Here is a 15,215-nt window from a genome sequence, read left to right as displayed (position 1 = left end):
GGTAGGAGACCGCTGTTGCGGCATCCGCTGGCGTCTCGAAGCTGGCAATACCGGCATCGCGAAGAACACGTCGCCCTTCGCGCGCCGTGTGTTCGCCAAGCCAGCAGGTCAAGATAGGTTTGCCGTCAATCTTGCCGTCCTGCGCGAGCGCCGCCACTGCGCTCGCTGCTGCAAGCGGCGAGCTAAGTCCGGTCGGGCAATTCATGACCAGGACGACGTCGGTCCCGGCATCGGCCGCGACGGCCTCGATCGCGGCCCGATAGCGCTCTGGCGGGGCGTCGCCAATGATGTCGACCGGATTGGCGTGGGACCAGGTGCTCGGCAGGACGGCGTCCAGACGGGCGATCGTTTCCGGCGACAGTTCGGCCAGTTCCCCGCTGCCTTCGATGAGTTGATCGACGGCAAGCACGCCGGCGCCGCCGCCATTGGTGACGATGCCGACGCGGGCTCGTTCTAGCGGAACGAAACGAGCGGTCGTTTCAACCGCATCGAACAACTCGGTCAGACCTTTCACGCGCAGAATGCCAGCGCGCAGCAATGCCGCATCGACGACGCGATCGGCGCCCGATAGCGCGCCGGTGTGGGTCGCGGCAGCTTTGGCTGATTGCTCGTGCCGGCCGGACTTGATCGCGATCACCGGCTTGACGCGCGCCGCCGCACGGGCGGCGGAGATGAACTTGCGCGGATTGGGAATGGTTTCCAGATACATCACGATGGCGCGCGTGTGCATGTCGCCCGCCAGCATGTCGAGACAATCTCCCACGTCGACATCCGCCATGTCGCCGAGCGAGACGATCTGCGAGAAGCCGACATTATTGTCCGCAGCCCAGTCGATCAGCGACGTGGCAATGGCGCCGGATTGCGACAGCAGCGCGATGTTGCCGGGCTTGGCGGCCATATGGGCAAATCCGGCATTGAGCCGTATCGGCGGAATCATCAGTCCGACTGTGTTCGGCCCGATGATTCGAAACAGACTGGGCTTGGCGGCATCGAGCATCGCCTGACGAAGGCCGCTTTCGCGCGTCAGTCCCGCGGTAATGACAACCGCCGCCCGCGTGCCCTTGTTGCCGAGCTCACGCACGATGCGAGGAACCGTCTCAGGCGGCGTGACGATGACACCAAGGTCTGGAATACCCGGCAGATCGGCCGCTTTGGCATAACATTGCCGACCGGCCACTTGCGAATATTTCGGATTGACCGGCCAGATCTCGCCTTCGAAGCCGCCGCTGACGATATTGTCGAAGACGACACGGCCGACCGAGCCGTCGCGCACCGACGCGCCGAAGACGGCAACCGACTTCGGGGCGAACGCAAATTCAAGATTTCGGATCGTCACACCCTATGTCTCCGATTCATAGCGACAATCGCCGGTCCATCTTGCCCGTTCGTTGCGTTGGATCAAAGCGTTCCCCGGTTATCGCGATTAGCTCTTGCGCGAGGTTCGACGCCGCCGCCCGCGAAGTTGCGACGGGCTTTGCGACCAATGATTGGAGAGTTAGATGGGCTACTATTTCAGCAAGATCGTCGCCATGCCGTTCACAGCGGCAATCGACCACGTGACCGACAAGCTCGCAAGCAAAGGGTTTGGCGTCCTGACCTCGATCGATGTCCAGCAGACCATAAAGGCCAAGCTTGGCGCAGATTTCAGACCCTATGTGATCCTGGGCGCGTGCAATCCGCATTTCGCATGGCGGGCGCTTCAGGCCGAAGACAAGATCGGAACCATGCTGCCCTGCAATGTCATCGTCACGGAGGTCGGACCAGGAAAGGTAGAGGTCGCAGCGGTGGATCCGGTCGCTTCAATGGGCGCCATCGACAATCGCGAGCTTGCGCAGGTCGCAGACGATGTGCGTCGCCTGCTCGAGGAGATGGTCCGCGAACTCTAGCGCCAAAGGGGGCCATCAAGGTTGAGGGACATCGGATGAACGAGTCTGCCCTGCGACGCGCATTGCTGGTCATTGCTATCGTGGGCCTGGCCCTTGGCGTCGGAGTTTGGCGAACAGGATTCGGTTCCCTTGAGGCCGACACGATCTGGATGGTGGCAACCTTGCCCGTGGTGGCGGCTCTCGCCATCTCCATTCTGCGCGATTTCTGGATCGGTCGCTTCGGCGTCGATGCAATTGCGCTGGTGTCGATGTCCGCCGCGCTGCTGCTTGGCCAACCGCTGGCCGCGGTGGTGGTCGCGATCATGTATGCCGGCGGCACCGTGCTTGAGGATTTTGCCCGCGGCCGCGCCGAGCGGAACCTCAAGGCACTCACCGACCGGTCACCGCGTGTCGCACATCGCAAGTCGACACATGCAACAGAAACCATTCCCATCGAAGAGGTCGCTGTCGGCGACGCTCTGATGGTGCGTGCCGGCGAACTGCTTCCTGTCGACGGTATCCTGCTCGACGCTTCAGCCTCACTCGACGAGTCGGCGGTGACCGGCGAGCCATTACCGGTGCCGCGCAGCGCCGGCGACACGCTGCGCAGCGGCACCGTCAACGCGGGCGAGGCCTTCAGCATGCGGACCTCTGCCCTGGCAGAGCAGAGCACTTATGCCGCGATCGTGCGCATGGTCGCGGCGGCACAGACCGTCAAGGCGCCCTTTATTCGCATGGCCGACCGCTTCGCCCTGTTCCTGCTTCCGGCCACTTTGCTTGTCTCGGGTGCCGCCTGGTATATCTCCGGTGATCCGATCCGGGCGCTTGCCGTGCTGGTTGTCGCGACACCTTGCCCGCTCATCCTTGCTGCTCCTGTTGCCTTCATCGGCGGCGTATCGCGCGCCGCGCGTGCCGGCATCCTGATGAAAGGCTCGGCGGCGCTGGAAGCCCTCGCGCAGGTTCGGACCGCGATCTTCGACAAGACCGGCACCTTGACCATCGGTGGCGCCGAGCTCATCGAAATCGAAGCTGCACCCGGCCGCAACACCGACCATCTGCTGCGGCTGTTGGCATCGTTGGAACAGGCCTCGCATCATGTGCTTGCCGACTCGATCATCCGGGCGGCGCGCGGCAGGCAGCTGATGCTTTCGCATCCGCATGATGTCCGCGAGTATCGCGGCGCGGGCCTCAAGGGCCGGGTCGAAAACATGTCGATCGCGGCGGGATCGCGGGCTCTCGTGCTCGCCGACAAGCCGCTGCCTAAATGGGCGACAAGCGGCGACGAACGATACCGGGATGAGCCGGTGTTGAGGGTTTTTGTCACGCTCGGCAAACACCTTGCCGGCATTTTCACCTTTGGCGATGCGTTGCGTCCTGATGCACGCGACGCGCTCGCCAATCTGCGCTCGGCTGGCATCACGCGCATGGTCATGCTGACAGGTGATGACGGTGCAGCAGCAAAGCATGTTTCCTCCGGGCTCGATCTGGATGTCATCGTCGCCGATGCCGTCCCTGCGGATAAAGTCGCGACGGTCGAGGCCGAGAAAGCAACGGCGCCAACAATGATGGTCGGCGATGGCATCAACGATGCACCCGCCCTTGCCGCCGCGACGGTTGGCGTCGCCATGGGCGCGCGCGGGGCGACGGCCTCATCCGAGGCAGCGGATGTCATCATTCTCGCCGACCGGCTGGAGCCTGTTGCCGAGGCGGTGCGGATTGCCCAACGGACGCGTGCGATTGCCCTGCAAAGCATCGTTGTCGGGTTGGCGCTCTCGGCCGTGGCAATGATTGCTGCGGCCATGGGGCAGATCACGCCGGTGGCAGGTGCATTGCTCCAGGAAGGGATCGACGTGGCGGTCATCCTCAACGCTCTGCGCACTCTTGGCGATGGACGTCTCGGGCGCGCATAGTGGACCACAGCAAAATCGGTGAATGGCCATGGCACAGCAGAATCTGGTGGTTTGCAGCAAATGCGGTGGGGTCAACCGCCTGCCGCCGGCCCGCAATGCCAGGGAGGCGAAATGCGGAAAGTGCGGGATCAGGCTGTTTTCGGGGCATCCCGAAGACGTCGACGCCGCGACTTTCGATCATCAGATCGCGCGCAGCAGCTTGCCCGTTGTCGTCGATATCTGGGCACCATGGTGCGGCCCCTGCAAGATGATGGCGCCGGCATATGAGGCCGCGGCCACCGAGCTGGAGCCGCATGTTCGCCTGATCAAGCTCAATTCGGACAATGAGCAGGCCGTTGCGGCAAGGCTCGACATTCGAGGCATCCCGACGATGATCCTCTTCCATGGCGGGCGCGAAATCGCGCGTACATCCGGCGCAATGACGGCAGGCCAGATCGTCAGGTGGGTTCGCGACCGCCTGCCGACGGTCGCCGCCTGAAGTTCCGCGCCATGGATCCCCTCATCGCCCGGCTCGGACTGGCCTTGGCAATTGGCCTGCTCGTCGGTTTGGAGCGTGGCTGGCAGGAGCGGGATGCACCTGATCGCAGCCGCACGGCTGGCATTCGCACGTTCGGCATATCCGGCCTGCTCGGCGGCATTCTGGCCGCACTCGCCGAAGCGCTCGATGCGGTATCGGTGCTGGTCGGCGGATTCATCGCTTTTGCCGCTGTCTTCGCCTGGTACAAGGCGCGCGAGGCTGCCCATGACGAAGATTTCAGCGTCACGAGCGTGATCGCTGGCCTCGGCGTTTTCGCGCTTGGCGCGCTTTCCGTCGCCGGTGATTATGGAGCGGCTGCTGCCGGTGGGGCGGCATTGGCGGCAATCCTGGCCAGCCGCGAGGTCCTGCACGGTCTTTTGAAGCGACTGACCTGGGTCGAACTTCGTTCCGCGCTGATCCTGGCGGTGATGACGGCGATCGTGCTGCCCTTACTGCCGAACCGGACGATGGACCCGTGGGGCGGTTTCAATCCGTGGGAGGTCTGGTTCCTGACGGTGCTGATGGCCTCAATTTCGTTCGCCGGCTATGTGGCTGTTCGCATTCTGGGAAATACGCGTGGTCTTCTGGTCAGTTCGCTCGCCGGCGCGATCGTCTCTTCCACCGCCGTGACCTTAGCGCTTGCCCGCAACGCCATGTCGGCAAGCAACCCTCTGCCGCTTGCCGGGGCGGCTTCGCTGGCGGCCATGGTTTCGGTGCTCCGCGTTTGTGCCGTGGTCCTGATCATCGAGCCGAGCGTATTCGCTTCGGCGGGCATTCCGGCGATTGCCTCGGCGCTCGCCTTCGCTGTCTGCGGGGCATTGCTGCTCGCTCGCGACAGCGGAAATGGTGAAGGCAGCGCTATCGCGCGCAACCCATTCGAGTTGGGCCCGTTGCTGCTGTTCGCCCTGCTGTTCGCGGTTGTCGCGACCACGAGCGCTGCATTGGCCGCTCAATTCGGCGGCCGTGGCTTGCTGGCGACCTCGGCGCTGGCGGGTACGTTCGATGTCGACGTCTCTGTGCTCAGTGCCTTGCGGCTGGTCGAGCATTCGGTCCCTGTCGAGACTATCGGTCAGGCGGTGCTGGCGGCGCTGGCGGCAAACGCGATCGGCCGCCTGTCACTGGCGGTATTTGCCGGCCCGATCAGGTTCTGGTTGCCGCTGGCCGGCGCAACCCTGGCCGCTGCGACCGCCGGCTACGGCGCAATGTTGTTGTTTGGTCCGGGATAAAAGCGCGGTTCTCGAACCACTTTGATGCGGATCAAGGGGCAGGCCCAGCTACGGCTCTATTGAACTCCTTAAAAGGAGTTCGCCATGACCAATTTGAAGGATCTCACCCCAAAATTCCGCCATGTCCGGCTGCTGCTCGCCCGCGAAAAAGGCCATCCGGAAGGCGACCGCGAAGAGGGCTACGATGTGCTGGCTCCATTGACCGGCGAAGGCCGGATCGACGCGGAAGAGTGGAAATCGCACAGGGCCTCTTGCCGTGTTCGCCGCTTTCGCACCGGCGAGGAAGACCTGATCGGCCGGCTGAGGCGCAAGCCAGGCGGACAGTGGTATTTCGACTATGCCGAAGGCGATCGCGACGACGAGGTCGGCTTTCATCTTGGCGACGAACGGTTCGTGACCGGCGAATATGTGTCTATCGAGCGCAACGGCGCCATGCACACCTACCAGGTGGCACGGGTCGAGCGGCCCTGATGCTTCGGGGCCAGGCCCCGTGGAAGTAGACCATGTCACGACGCATCCTGATTGTGGTCGGCCATCCCGACCCATCCCCGGACCGGCTCTGCCGCGGTCTTGCCAATGCCTATGGCGAGGGCGCGGAAAAGGCAGGACATGCTGTCCGCCGGGTCGATCTGGCAGCGCTTGATTTTCCGATGCTGCGGACGATGCAGGAGTTCGAACATGGTGCGGTTCCCGACGAGCTGAGGGATGCAGCCGAGGCGATCGTCTGGGCGGAGCATATCGTCTTTGTCTTCCCACTGTGGCTCGGAACCATGCCGGCCATGCTCAAGGCATTTCTGGAACAGGTGATGCGGCCAGGGACGGCCTTTGCCTACCCGGACAAGGGCGGCGGTTTCACCAAGACACTGCTTCGCGGCCGCTCTGCGCGCGTCGTGGTGACGATGGGCATGCCCTCAATTCTTTACCGCCTATGGTTCCTCGGACACGGCATCGCCGGCATGAAGCGAAGCATCCTGCATTTTGTCGGCATCAGTCCGGTGCGCGAGACCTTGTTCGGCATGGTCGCGGCTTCCAGCGAGGCGACGCGGGCGAAGTGGATCCGGCAGATGCGCAAGCTTGGGGAGCGAGGGCTATAGCGTGGCGATCCGGAAACCGGGACAATCTAAAGCCCCCCAAGGGCTGCCTGCTTCAGGGCCTATGGCTCGACGGTGAATTCAGCCCACATGCCGGCTCCATAATGACCTGGCACGTTGCAGATAAGCAGGTATTTTCCAGCCTTCAACTCGACGGTCAATGTGCCTGATTTTCCGGGATCAAGCTCCGAAACTTCGCCCTTGTCGCCAGCCTTGTCTTCGTCGACACGGTTCTCGGCTTCAAGATAAGGAAGCGGCTTTCCGGGATCGGCAAGGTACATCACGATCATTTCGTGAACGGTGTCCTTGGAGTCATTTTTCACATTGAATGTGACGTCCCCGGCCTTTACCGCGCCAGGCAAAGTCCTGATGCCCATGGTCGCCTTGGCGATATCGAGTCCCGGTGTCGCATAGGCGAGCCCCATTGGCATCTCCGCACTCGCGCCTTTGTCCCACAGCGAGACCTGCACAAGCGAAGCAGCCTGGACGGCGCCGGCACTGCCGGCCATGAGCATCGCGGCGGCAAGCCCGAGCGCTGCTCTCCTCAAAATGGTTTTCATGGCAATCTCCTTCAGGACGGCAGCCGAAGCGCTCTACGTCCCGACCGTCATCCTGCTCGCGGAGTCACCCTCCGTCCTTGCGCCAAATCAAACTGTCCGGCGCGAGCCCATCTGCGGCGCGATGCAGCTGTCAGCCAGTTGTCAGGTTGAATTGGCTATGTCGCACCAATGACGGTGAAATCGCCGTCTGGACACGGCTGATCGAAATCCCAACCGCAGGCGCGACATTCGCGCCCAACCTCCCGAATGGAGCCATCATGTATCGCACACTCGTTCTCGCCGCTCTCGCCGGCATGGTCGCAGGACCGGCGCTCGCTGCCGGCAGCAGCTGCAGCACCGCCCCGAAATCACAGTTCAAGCCCAAGGCAACGCTCGAGGCGCAGTTGACTAGCGAAGGCCTCACCGTCCGCCAGATCAAGGTCGAGAAGGGTTGCTACGAAGTCTATGCGGTCGACAAGGCCGGCAAGAAGGTGAACATGGCCTACAATGCCGAGACCCTTGAAAAGCTCGACAATGCCGAAGCCGGCGAAAATTGATCCGAACGTTTCGATAGCCACGGACGCGCGGGCATCGCCAGAGATGGTGCGCGTCTGGGACCGGGTCGTGCGAAGTTTTCACTGGGCGCTGGTGCTCAGCTTCGTCACGGCCTGGCTCACCTCGCATTCCTCGGAGGACATCCATCATTGGGCTGGCTACGCCGCGGCCGCGCTGGTCGCGATGCGCTTGTTGTGGGGCGTTCTGGGCACCCCCTATGCGCGCTTCTCGCAATTCGTGCGTGATCCGGCAACAGTACTGCGCTACCTCTCAGCATTGCTGAGCGGTCGCGAAGCCCGCTACATCGGCCATAATCCGGCCGGCGGCGCGATGGTGATCGTGTTGATCGGGGCGATGGGATCGACCGCGCTGACCGGATGGCTGATGACAACGGACGCCTATTTCGGCGTGCCATGGGTCGAGGCGGCGCACAGCCTCGCCGCGCACGGCCTGCTCCTGCTGGTCCTTTTCCATATGGGCGGCGTCGCGCTGGCAAGCTTTCGCCATCGCGAAAACCTTGTCCGGGCCATGATCACCGGGCGAAAACGCAAAGCCGAGCCCGCGGACATAGCCTGACGATCTGTCAACGCGCCAAGCGATTCTCGCCCTCGACGATCTCAGGGGCGCAAGCCGCCATTCGTTCGGCGACGGCGAGAGCCAGCCACGCGACATCGGGCGAGTGGATCGGACACATGTGCAAGCTCGATGAGCGAGCGCTTTTCCCGGGCGCCCAGGAACCCCAAACTTGCCATTTGCCGCTCGCAAACGGATTTGACCCGTATCAAGGCAGCTAGCGCTTATTTCTTGTCTGTTGCCTCCCATCAGAGCCTTCAATTTTTGGGAGAGCATCATGACTACGGCTGATTTCAACATCATCCCTATTCCGAAGGTCGCGACCGCGGCGCCAACAAAACTTCGACTGGGTTCCCTGACCGCATTGGTGATTGGATCGATGGTCGGTTCCGGCGTTTTCAGCCTGCCGCAGAACATGGCGGCAGGTGCTGGTCCCCTCTCAATCCTGATTGGCTGGGCGATCACTGCGGTCGGCATGCTGGCGCTGGTCTTCGTTTATCAATCGCTTGCAACCCGCAAGCCCGAGCTCGACGCTGGGCCTTACGCTTACGCCAAGGCCGGCTTCGGTCCCTTCATCGGTTTCAACAGCGCCTGGGGCTACTGGATCAGTGCCTGGGTCGGCAACGTCTCCTACGCCGTGATCGTGTTCAGCGCCCTGTCCTATTTCTTTCCGGCATTCGGCGACGGAAACACCTGGCAGGCGGTGCTCGGCGCATCGATCCTGCTGTGGCTGATCCACGTCCTGGTTCTCGCCGGTATCCGCCAGGCCGCTGTCGTGAACCTCATCGTCACGGTGGCCAAGATCGCTCCGATCGTCCTGTTCGTCGGGGTTGTTGCCGTCGCTTTCAAACTGCAAGTCTGGTCACTCGATTTCACCGGTCTGGGCAACGCCAGTCTCGGCTCGATCACCGCACAGGTGAAGAGCACGATGTTGGTGACGCTTTGGGTGTTCATCGGCATCGAAGGCGCCAGCGTATTTTCCGGCCGCGCCGAACGTCGCAAGGACATCGCGACGGCGACCGTACTCGGCTTCTTCACCTGCCTCGCGCTTTACGCCCTGGTGTCGCTGCTGTCGCTCGGCATCCTCAGCCAGCCTGAACTCGCCGCGCTGAAGAACCCCTCAATGGCGGGCGTGCTGGAAGCGGTTGTCGGTCCTTGGGGCGCCATCCTCATCAACATCGCGCTTGTCGTGTCCGTGATCGGCGCCTTCCTCAGCTGGACGCTGCTTGCGGCCGAAATTCCACATGTCGCCGCCAAGGACGGCACGATGCCGAAATTCTTCGGCTGGGAAAGCGACCGCGGTGTGCCGTCGATCTCCCTTCTGATCACCAACCTGCTCGTCCAGGCCTTCCTCGTGATCACGCTCTTTGCACAGAGTACTTACCAGGCACTGTTCTACATCGCGTCAGCCGCGATCCTGGTGCCTTACATCTTTTCCGGAGCCTACGCTGCCAAGCTCGCGCTGACTGGAGAGAGCTACGAGAGCGGCGAGCAACGCTTCGGTCCGCTTTTTGCCGGGCTGCTGGCAACGGTCTACGGACTGTGGCTCGTCTACGCGGCCGGACCCGCATATCTGTTCATGTGCGCGATCCTTTATGCGCCCGGCATCATCTTCTACATCTGGGCGCGCCGCGAAACCAATCAGCGCGTGTTCCATCCTGCCGAAGCAGCCCTCGCTGGAACTCTCATCGCTGTCGCCATCCTCGCCGTTTACGAGATGTGGACCGGCGCCATCAGCCCGCTGTGAGAGGAATGACGGCGATGACAAGCCTGGGTGTCCACTCCGAAGTCGGACGTCTGCGCGAGGTGATGGTCCATCGTCCGGACCTCAGCCTGCGCAGGCTGACACCGGAGAACTGCAAGGCGCTGCTCTTCGACGACGTGCTGTGGGTCAAGCGGGCCCGCCAGGAGCATGATGTCTTCGTCGACGCGTTGCGCGAACGCGGCGTGCTGGTGCATTCTTTCGGAGAGCTCCTGGCAGAAACAATGAGCTTGACCAAGGCCCGCGACTGGCTTCTCGACCGCCGGGTTCATCCCGGCGTCGTCGGGCTGGACATGGTCGACGAGATGCGTGGCTGGCTCAACGAGATGCCTGCGGAACTGCTCGCGACCTATCTTGTCGGCGGCATCGCCCGAGCGGAGCTTCCGTTCGAGCCCAAAGGCCTGACCGGAAGGACGCTCGCGCCCCAGGATTTCGTGCTGCCGCCGCTGCCGAACCAGCTTTTCACCCGCGACAGTTCCTGCTGGATCTACGGCTCGGTCTCCGTCAATTCCATGTACTGGCCCGCCAGGCGCCCGGAAGCGGCCAATGTCGAAGCTGTCTACCGTTTCCATCCCCGGTTTCGAGACAGTGGGATTCCCTTTGTGTCGCCGGATCTGGGAACAGGCACCAGCCTGGAAGGCGGCGATGTCATGCCGATCGGTGGAGGAACGGTTATCGTCGGCATGGGGGAGCGCACCACGCCGCAAGCCGTGGGCGACCTTGCGCGCAGCCTGTTCGCGGCCGGCGAGGCCACGCGTGTGATTGCCGCGCTAATGCCGCGGGATCGCAGTTTCATGCATCTCGATACCGTCTTCACCTTCTGCGACCGCGACCTGGTGACCATGTACCCGCCGGTGGTCGAGCGGCTGCGCACCTTCTCGTTGCGGCCGGGCGATGGCGCGGCGGCGGTCGAGGTCACCGATGAGACAAAGCCGTTCACGGCTGTTGTTGCTGAAGCCGTTGGACTGAAATTGCTGCGGATCATCGCCACCGGTGGCGACCGCTACGAGGCCGAGCGCGAGCAATGGGATGACGGCAACAACGTTGTTGCGGTCGAGCCAGGTGTGGTCATCGGCTACGACCGCAACGTTTATACAAACACGCTCCTGCGCCGTGCAGGAATTGAAGTGATCACGGTCGAAGGCGCCGAGCTTAGCCGCGGGCGCGGCGGCGGGCACTGCATGACCTGTCCGATTGCCCGCGACCCGATTTGATCCGAAAGGAAATCCCTATGTCGATCAATCTTCATGGCCGCTCCGTCCTGACCCTGGACGATCTCACGGCCGACGAGATTCGCTTTCTTCTCAAGCTGGCCGCCGATCTCAAGGCAGCCAAGCTCGCCGGTCACGAGATACCGCGTCTCGTCAGAAAGAACATCGCCCTGATCTTTGAGAAGGATTCGACCCGCACCCGGACCGGGTTCGAGGTGGCGGCCTATGACCAGGGCGCCCACGTCACCTATTTCGGTCCCACCGGCAGCCATATCGGCCATAAGGAGTCCATGAAGGACACAGCCCGCGTGCTCGGCCGCATGTACGACGCCATCGAGTATCGCGGCTTTGGCCAGCACCAGGCCGAACTGCTTGCCACGCATGCCGGCGTGCCCGTCTATAACGGTCTCACCGACGAGGCGCACCCAACCCAGATCCTCGCCGACTTCATGACGATGCGTGAATTCACGCATAAACATCTTTCGGATGTGACCGTCACCTTCGTCGGTGAGGGTCGTGACAACGTCGCACAGTCATTGGCGCTGGGAGCAGCCAAGGTCGGCATCGATATGCGCGTTGCCTCGCCGAAGGAGCTTTGGCCGGATGAGGAATTCTGCGCCCATGTCCGGGACCTGGCGGAACGCAGCGGTGGCCGTTTCCGGCTCGACGAAGACGTGACGGGCTGTGTCCAGGACGCCGACTTTGTTTACACAGACGTGTGGATGTCGATGGGCGAGGACAAATCAGGCTGGTCCGAGCGTATTCGTCTTTTGACGCCATACCGCGTCACCAGCGAGGTGATGGCCGCGGCCGGCAACCCCCACGTCAAATTCATGCATTGCCTGCCGGCATTCCACAACACCGATACAGAGATCGGCGCCTTCGTTGCGAAGGAATACGGCATCGACTGCATGGAGGTCACGGACGAGGTGTTCGAGTCGGCTGCGTCGATCGTCTTCGACCAGGCCGAAAACCGGATGCACACGATCAAAGCCCTTCTCGTCGCCACGATCGGCAACTGAGATGCTTATCGTCATCGCGTTGGGCGGAAACGCACTGCTACGCCGTGGCGAACCGATGACGGCGGAGAACCAGCGCGCCAACATCAAACGCGCCGCATCCGTGCTCGCCGAACTCATCGGCGAAGGACACTCGGTTGTAGTCACGCACGGCAACGGCCCGCAAGTGGGCCTGCTCGCGCTCCAGGCCGCTGCCAGCCCGGGCGACGGGGCGTTTCCACTCGATGTGCTCGGGGCCGAGAGCGCCGGCATGATCGGATATGTGATCGAGCAGGAGCTCGGCAACCTCCTCAAGCAGAGGCTGTTCGCAACCCTGCTGACACAGGTGACTGTGGACCCGCACGATCCGGCCTTCGCTCACCCAACGAAGCCGATCGGCCCGGTCTACGATGAGGCAACCGCACGCAAGCTTGCCACCGAGCGCGGCTGGCAAGTCGCGCCTGATGGCGATAAATGGCGTCGCGTCGTACCCTCGCCACGACCGCTGGAGATTCTGGAAGCGTCGGTGATTTCATTCCTCGTCCAACGCGGCGTGATCGTCATCTGCACCGGTGGCGGCGGGGTTCCAGTAATAACCCGTGACGACGGCAGTCTTTGCGGTGTGGAAGCAGTTATCGACAAGGATCTGGCAAGCTCGCTTCTCGCTCGCGAGTTGAAGGCAGACATGCTGCTTATGCTGACGGATGTCGACGCCGTCTATGTCGACTACGGAACAGCGGCCGCTCGGGCGCTCCGGCGCGTGAGCCCCAAGGAGCTATCGGGCAGGACTTTTCCGGCCGGCTCCATGGGACCGAAGGTCAGCGCTGCAATCGAATTCATTGAAGCGACAGGCAAGCCTGCTGCAATCGGCAAGCTCGACGATGCCGTCGAAATTGTCAGAGGGGAGCTCGGCACCTGGTTCGAAGCCAGCGCCCTGCCCTCGCCCATCGAGCCTGCGAGGCCCTAGGCTGCTGCCACGACACCGATGACATAGTTCTTGCCATAGGCTTTCGCGCATTTCGGGCATGTCGTGTAGAAGAAATACACATCACCCGGCTCTGTGTTTCGATCGCGCGCAATCTGCCGCATTTCCTCGTCCCAGGTCCTCGCCTGGCTGTACGGCCCTTCGAACAATTTGGTCACATAGTCGCCGCTCAGCGTGGTCATCTCCTCGTTGGCGACAGGTTTCGAGACCGCAAACAGATGTTCGCTGGTCCAGGGCGGGACATCTTTACTGAGCACGATAAACTGATCGAGATCGGAAGCGCCGGCGTCTTCCATGTGCCTATTAACGCGCGCGAATACGCTGCCCATGTTCATCGGGATGTGCATGACGCTGTGGGTTGTGGCTTTGACGAACCGCTTGTCCTTGAAGTGCAGTTCCTGGCTGTCCCAACCCTCGGGATTGAATTTGGGGCAGCAACCGGTTGTGTTGACACTCGCGTCGTATCGAGGCGTTTCATTCGTCTTCATGGCTGCTCCCCATTTGAGCAGCCATCTGACGGGCAATGGGCCTACCCATCATTGATCCTTGTCAAGACGGCCCTGAATCCCGATCGAAGCGCATCAAAGCGGCCGTGGCCCTTGTTCCTCGACTGCTTTCAATCGGACCACTGAAACCGAGCAAAGGGCTTGTGCCACGACCTTGGTCGAGACACTGCCGAGATGGCGGCGGATTGCCGAGGACGCCCGCGCTCCAACGACGATGTGCCCGACGTCATTGTGCTCGGCGTAGTTGAGGATCGCATCGGCGGGACTGACCGCTTCAAGCACATGATAACTGACGCGGTCTTCCGACAGATGCAGTGGATGGGCCCAATCCTTGAGCGCGACGAGCCGCTTCAAGTAGACTGAGCGCCCTGTTTCGTCGGTCGCCGGCGTCTCGCCGATGACTTCTGTCTTCAGGACCGTCACGCAGGCCAGCCAGGAATCCTCGCGCGAGGCAAGCACGCGGGCGGTCTCGTTGAGAACCTCGCCTGCCAGCGCATCACTACCATTGGCCAGATCGACTGCGGCAAGAACAATTGACGGTCCGGCCTGCGTTCTCGACAAGGTCGGCTTGCCGACAAGCGATCTGTCATCCGTCTTGCGAAACAGCTTCTTGATTGCGGCCCACACCCCCTCGTCCTGGGGCTTACGCCTGACAACCACGACCTGGTCGGGATTCCTCAGGTCGGACAGAACGTGCGCCGCCTCGACATATCGTCGAGACCTGTCCACCTCCATGCATCGCAGAATGATGGCTTCAAACCACCGCGGAATGGCGTCGTTGATATCGCGCGGCAGCCTGGGGGTATGATAGAGCCTGCGCTTCATCCCCGCGAAAGTCGCCGGCCGCCCGAACGGCTCCTCGCCCGTAGCCAGCTGATAGAGGATGCAACCTAATGCAAACAGGTCACTTGCAGGATCGGATCGCTCTCCGAGCACCTGCTCCGGCGAAATATAGGCGACGGTACCCATCGGCACCGAGCTTTCCGCGCCGAGAAGATCGGGAAGCTCTGCATGCCGGGCGAGCCCGAAGTCGAGGAGCACCGCGCCGCGCTCGGCGAGAATGATATTCTCGGGCTTGAGATCGAGATGGACGACCTTCTGCCGGTGCAGGGCGGCGAGTGCCGTTGCGATATCGGTGCCGATCCTTGCCGCCTCGTCCACGGGCAGCGGCGCGTTGCCTACGAGATCCGCCAGGCCGGTGCCGGCCACGAACTCCATGGCAATATAGGGAACCTGCGCCAGACTGCCGGATGACGCAAAACGCGGCACATGCGGTCCCGACAGGCGTTTCAGGATCAGCTCCTCCGCCTCGAAACCGAGGATGACGGAAACATCCCCGCCCGGGTCGAGAAACGGGATCTTCAGCACAAGCGGGAAATCGTACCGGGGGTTGGTCGCCCGCCAGAGCGAGGCCATGCCGCCGGAGGGCAGCTTTTCGACCAGCTCGAAACCATCGATGACCGCCCCTGCCTCAAAC

At 62.5% G+C, this 15,215-nt stretch carries 17 protein-coding genes; 13 read left to right on the top strand and 4 right to left on the bottom strand.

Going from position 1 to position 15,215, the window contains the following annotated elements; translation table 11 throughout:
* The coding region (locus EN935_RS05805; protein ID WP_164771024.1) for an acetate--CoA ligase family protein at positions 1-1,336 on the bottom strand (1,336 nt) is incomplete at its 3' end.
* A gap of 163 nt (positions 1,337-1,499) precedes the next feature.
* Between EN935_RS05805 and EN935_RS05800 the strand changes: the two genes are divergently transcribed.
* From EN935_RS05800 to EN935_RS05775, 6 genes are all read left to right on the top strand, one after another.
* Positions 1,500-1,886: a DUF302 domain-containing protein gene (locus EN935_RS05800; RefSeq protein WP_109672501.1), complete on the top strand. Its 387-nt coding sequence runs from the start codon at positions 1,500-1,502 to the stop codon at positions 1,884-1,886.
* A gap of 35 nt (positions 1,887-1,921) precedes the next feature.
* Complete coding sequence (locus EN935_RS05795) at positions 1,922-3,775, top strand: heavy metal translocating P-type ATPase (protein ID WP_127373208.1); 1,854 nt, start codon at positions 1,922-1,924, stop codon at positions 3,773-3,775.
* Between the two features lie 28 nt (positions 3,776-3,803).
* Positions 3,804-4,253 (top strand): thioredoxin TrxC, encoded by a 450-nt coding sequence (trxC, locus tag EN935_RS05790; RefSeq protein ID WP_127265698.1) that lies wholly within the window; start codon positions 3,804-3,806, stop codon positions 4,251-4,253.
* Positions 4,254-4,264: 11 nt separating this feature from the next.
* Positions 4,265-5,518, top strand: coding sequence for an MgtC/SapB family protein (locus EN935_RS05785; protein WP_109672558.1), 1,254 nt, complete (start codon positions 4,265-4,267; stop codon positions 5,516-5,518).
* Positions 5,519-5,602: 84 nt separating this feature from the next.
* On the top strand, positions 5,603-5,989 hold the full coding sequence (locus tag EN935_RS05780; RefSeq protein WP_109672506.1) for a hypothetical protein: 387 nt from the start codon (positions 5,603-5,605) through the stop codon (positions 5,987-5,989).
* A gap of 32 nt (positions 5,990-6,021) precedes the next feature.
* Positions 6,022-6,612: an NAD(P)H-dependent oxidoreductase gene (locus EN935_RS05775; protein WP_126068005.1), complete on the top strand. Its 591-nt coding sequence runs from the start codon at positions 6,022-6,024 to the stop codon at positions 6,610-6,612.
* Positions 6,613-6,671: 59 nt separating this feature from the next.
* Here EN935_RS05775 and EN935_RS05770 read toward each other — a convergent pair whose 3' ends face one another.
* The gene (locus EN935_RS05770; protein WP_245469022.1) at positions 6,672-7,118 is read right to left on the bottom strand and encodes a plastocyanin/azurin family copper-binding protein; all 447 of its coding nucleotides are present in this window, start codon (positions 7,116-7,118) and stop codon (positions 6,672-6,674) included.
* On the opposite strand from EN935_RS05770, the gene EN935_RS40710 reads away from it, so the two are divergent.
* The 7 genes from EN935_RS40710 (at position 7,117) to arcC (ending at position 13,214) form a co-directional block, all read left to right on the top strand.
* The gene (locus tag EN935_RS40710) at positions 7,117-7,341 is read left to right on the top strand and encodes a hypothetical protein (protein ID WP_164757925.1); all 225 of its coding nucleotides are present in this window, start codon (positions 7,117-7,119) and stop codon (positions 7,339-7,341) included. The genes EN935_RS05770 and EN935_RS40710 overlap by 2 nt on opposite strands.
* Before the next feature lie 85 nt (positions 7,342-7,426).
* Positions 7,427-7,705 (top strand): PepSY domain-containing protein, encoded by a 279-nt coding sequence (locus EN935_RS05765; RefSeq protein WP_127265697.1) that lies wholly within the window; start codon positions 7,427-7,429, stop codon positions 7,703-7,705.
* Between the two features lie 43 nt (positions 7,706-7,748).
* The gene (locus EN935_RS05760; protein WP_109672560.1) at positions 7,749-8,279 is read left to right on the top strand and encodes a cytochrome b/b6 domain-containing protein; all 531 of its coding nucleotides are present in this window, start codon (positions 7,749-7,751) and stop codon (positions 8,277-8,279) included.
* A gap of 274 nt (positions 8,280-8,553) precedes the next feature.
* A complete protein-coding gene (arcD, locus tag EN935_RS05755; RefSeq protein WP_127265629.1) occupies positions 8,554-10,023 on the top strand; it encodes an arginine-ornithine antiporter in 1,470 nt (489 codons plus the stop codon).
* Positions 10,024-10,037: 14 nt separating this feature from the next.
* On the top strand, positions 10,038-11,252 hold the full coding sequence (locus tag EN935_RS05750) for an arginine deiminase (protein WP_127265632.1): 1,215 nt from the start codon (positions 10,038-10,040) through the stop codon (positions 11,250-11,252).
* 17 nt (positions 11,253-11,269) lie between these two features.
* Positions 11,270-12,271 carry an ornithine carbamoyltransferase gene (gene argF / locus EN935_RS05745; protein ID WP_127265630.1) on the top strand — a complete coding sequence of 334 codons (1,002 nt, stop codon included), beginning with the start codon at positions 11,270-11,272 and terminating at the stop codon, positions 12,269-12,271.
* Position 12,272: 1 nt separating this feature from the next.
* On the top strand, positions 12,273-13,214 hold the full coding sequence (gene arcC / locus EN935_RS05740) for a carbamate kinase (protein WP_127373207.1): 942 nt from the start codon (positions 12,273-12,275) through the stop codon (positions 13,212-13,214).
* On the opposite strand, the gene EN935_RS05735 is transcribed toward arcC, so the two are convergent.
* Together EN935_RS05735 and EN935_RS05730 are read right to left on the bottom strand one after the other, a co-directional pair.
* Positions 13,211-13,720 carry a hydrolase gene (locus EN935_RS05735; RefSeq protein WP_127264334.1) on the bottom strand — a complete coding sequence of 170 codons (510 nt, stop codon included), beginning with the start codon at positions 13,718-13,720 and terminating at the stop codon, positions 13,211-13,213. The genes arcC and EN935_RS05735 overlap by 4 nt on opposite strands.
* Before the next feature lie 93 nt (positions 13,721-13,813).
* Positions 13,814-15,215, bottom strand: a 1,402-nt coding sequence (locus EN935_RS05730) for a bifunctional serine/threonine-protein kinase/universal stress protein (protein WP_127373206.1), incomplete at its 5' end; no start/stop codon positions are given.

This window comes from Mesorhizobium sp. M7D.F.Ca.US.004.03.1.1 (assembly GCF_003998635.1).
GTDB lineage: Bacteria > Pseudomonadota > Alphaproteobacteria > Rhizobiales > Rhizobiaceae > Mesorhizobium > Mesorhizobium loti.
This window is presented reverse-complemented; position numbering and strand designations above follow the sequence as displayed.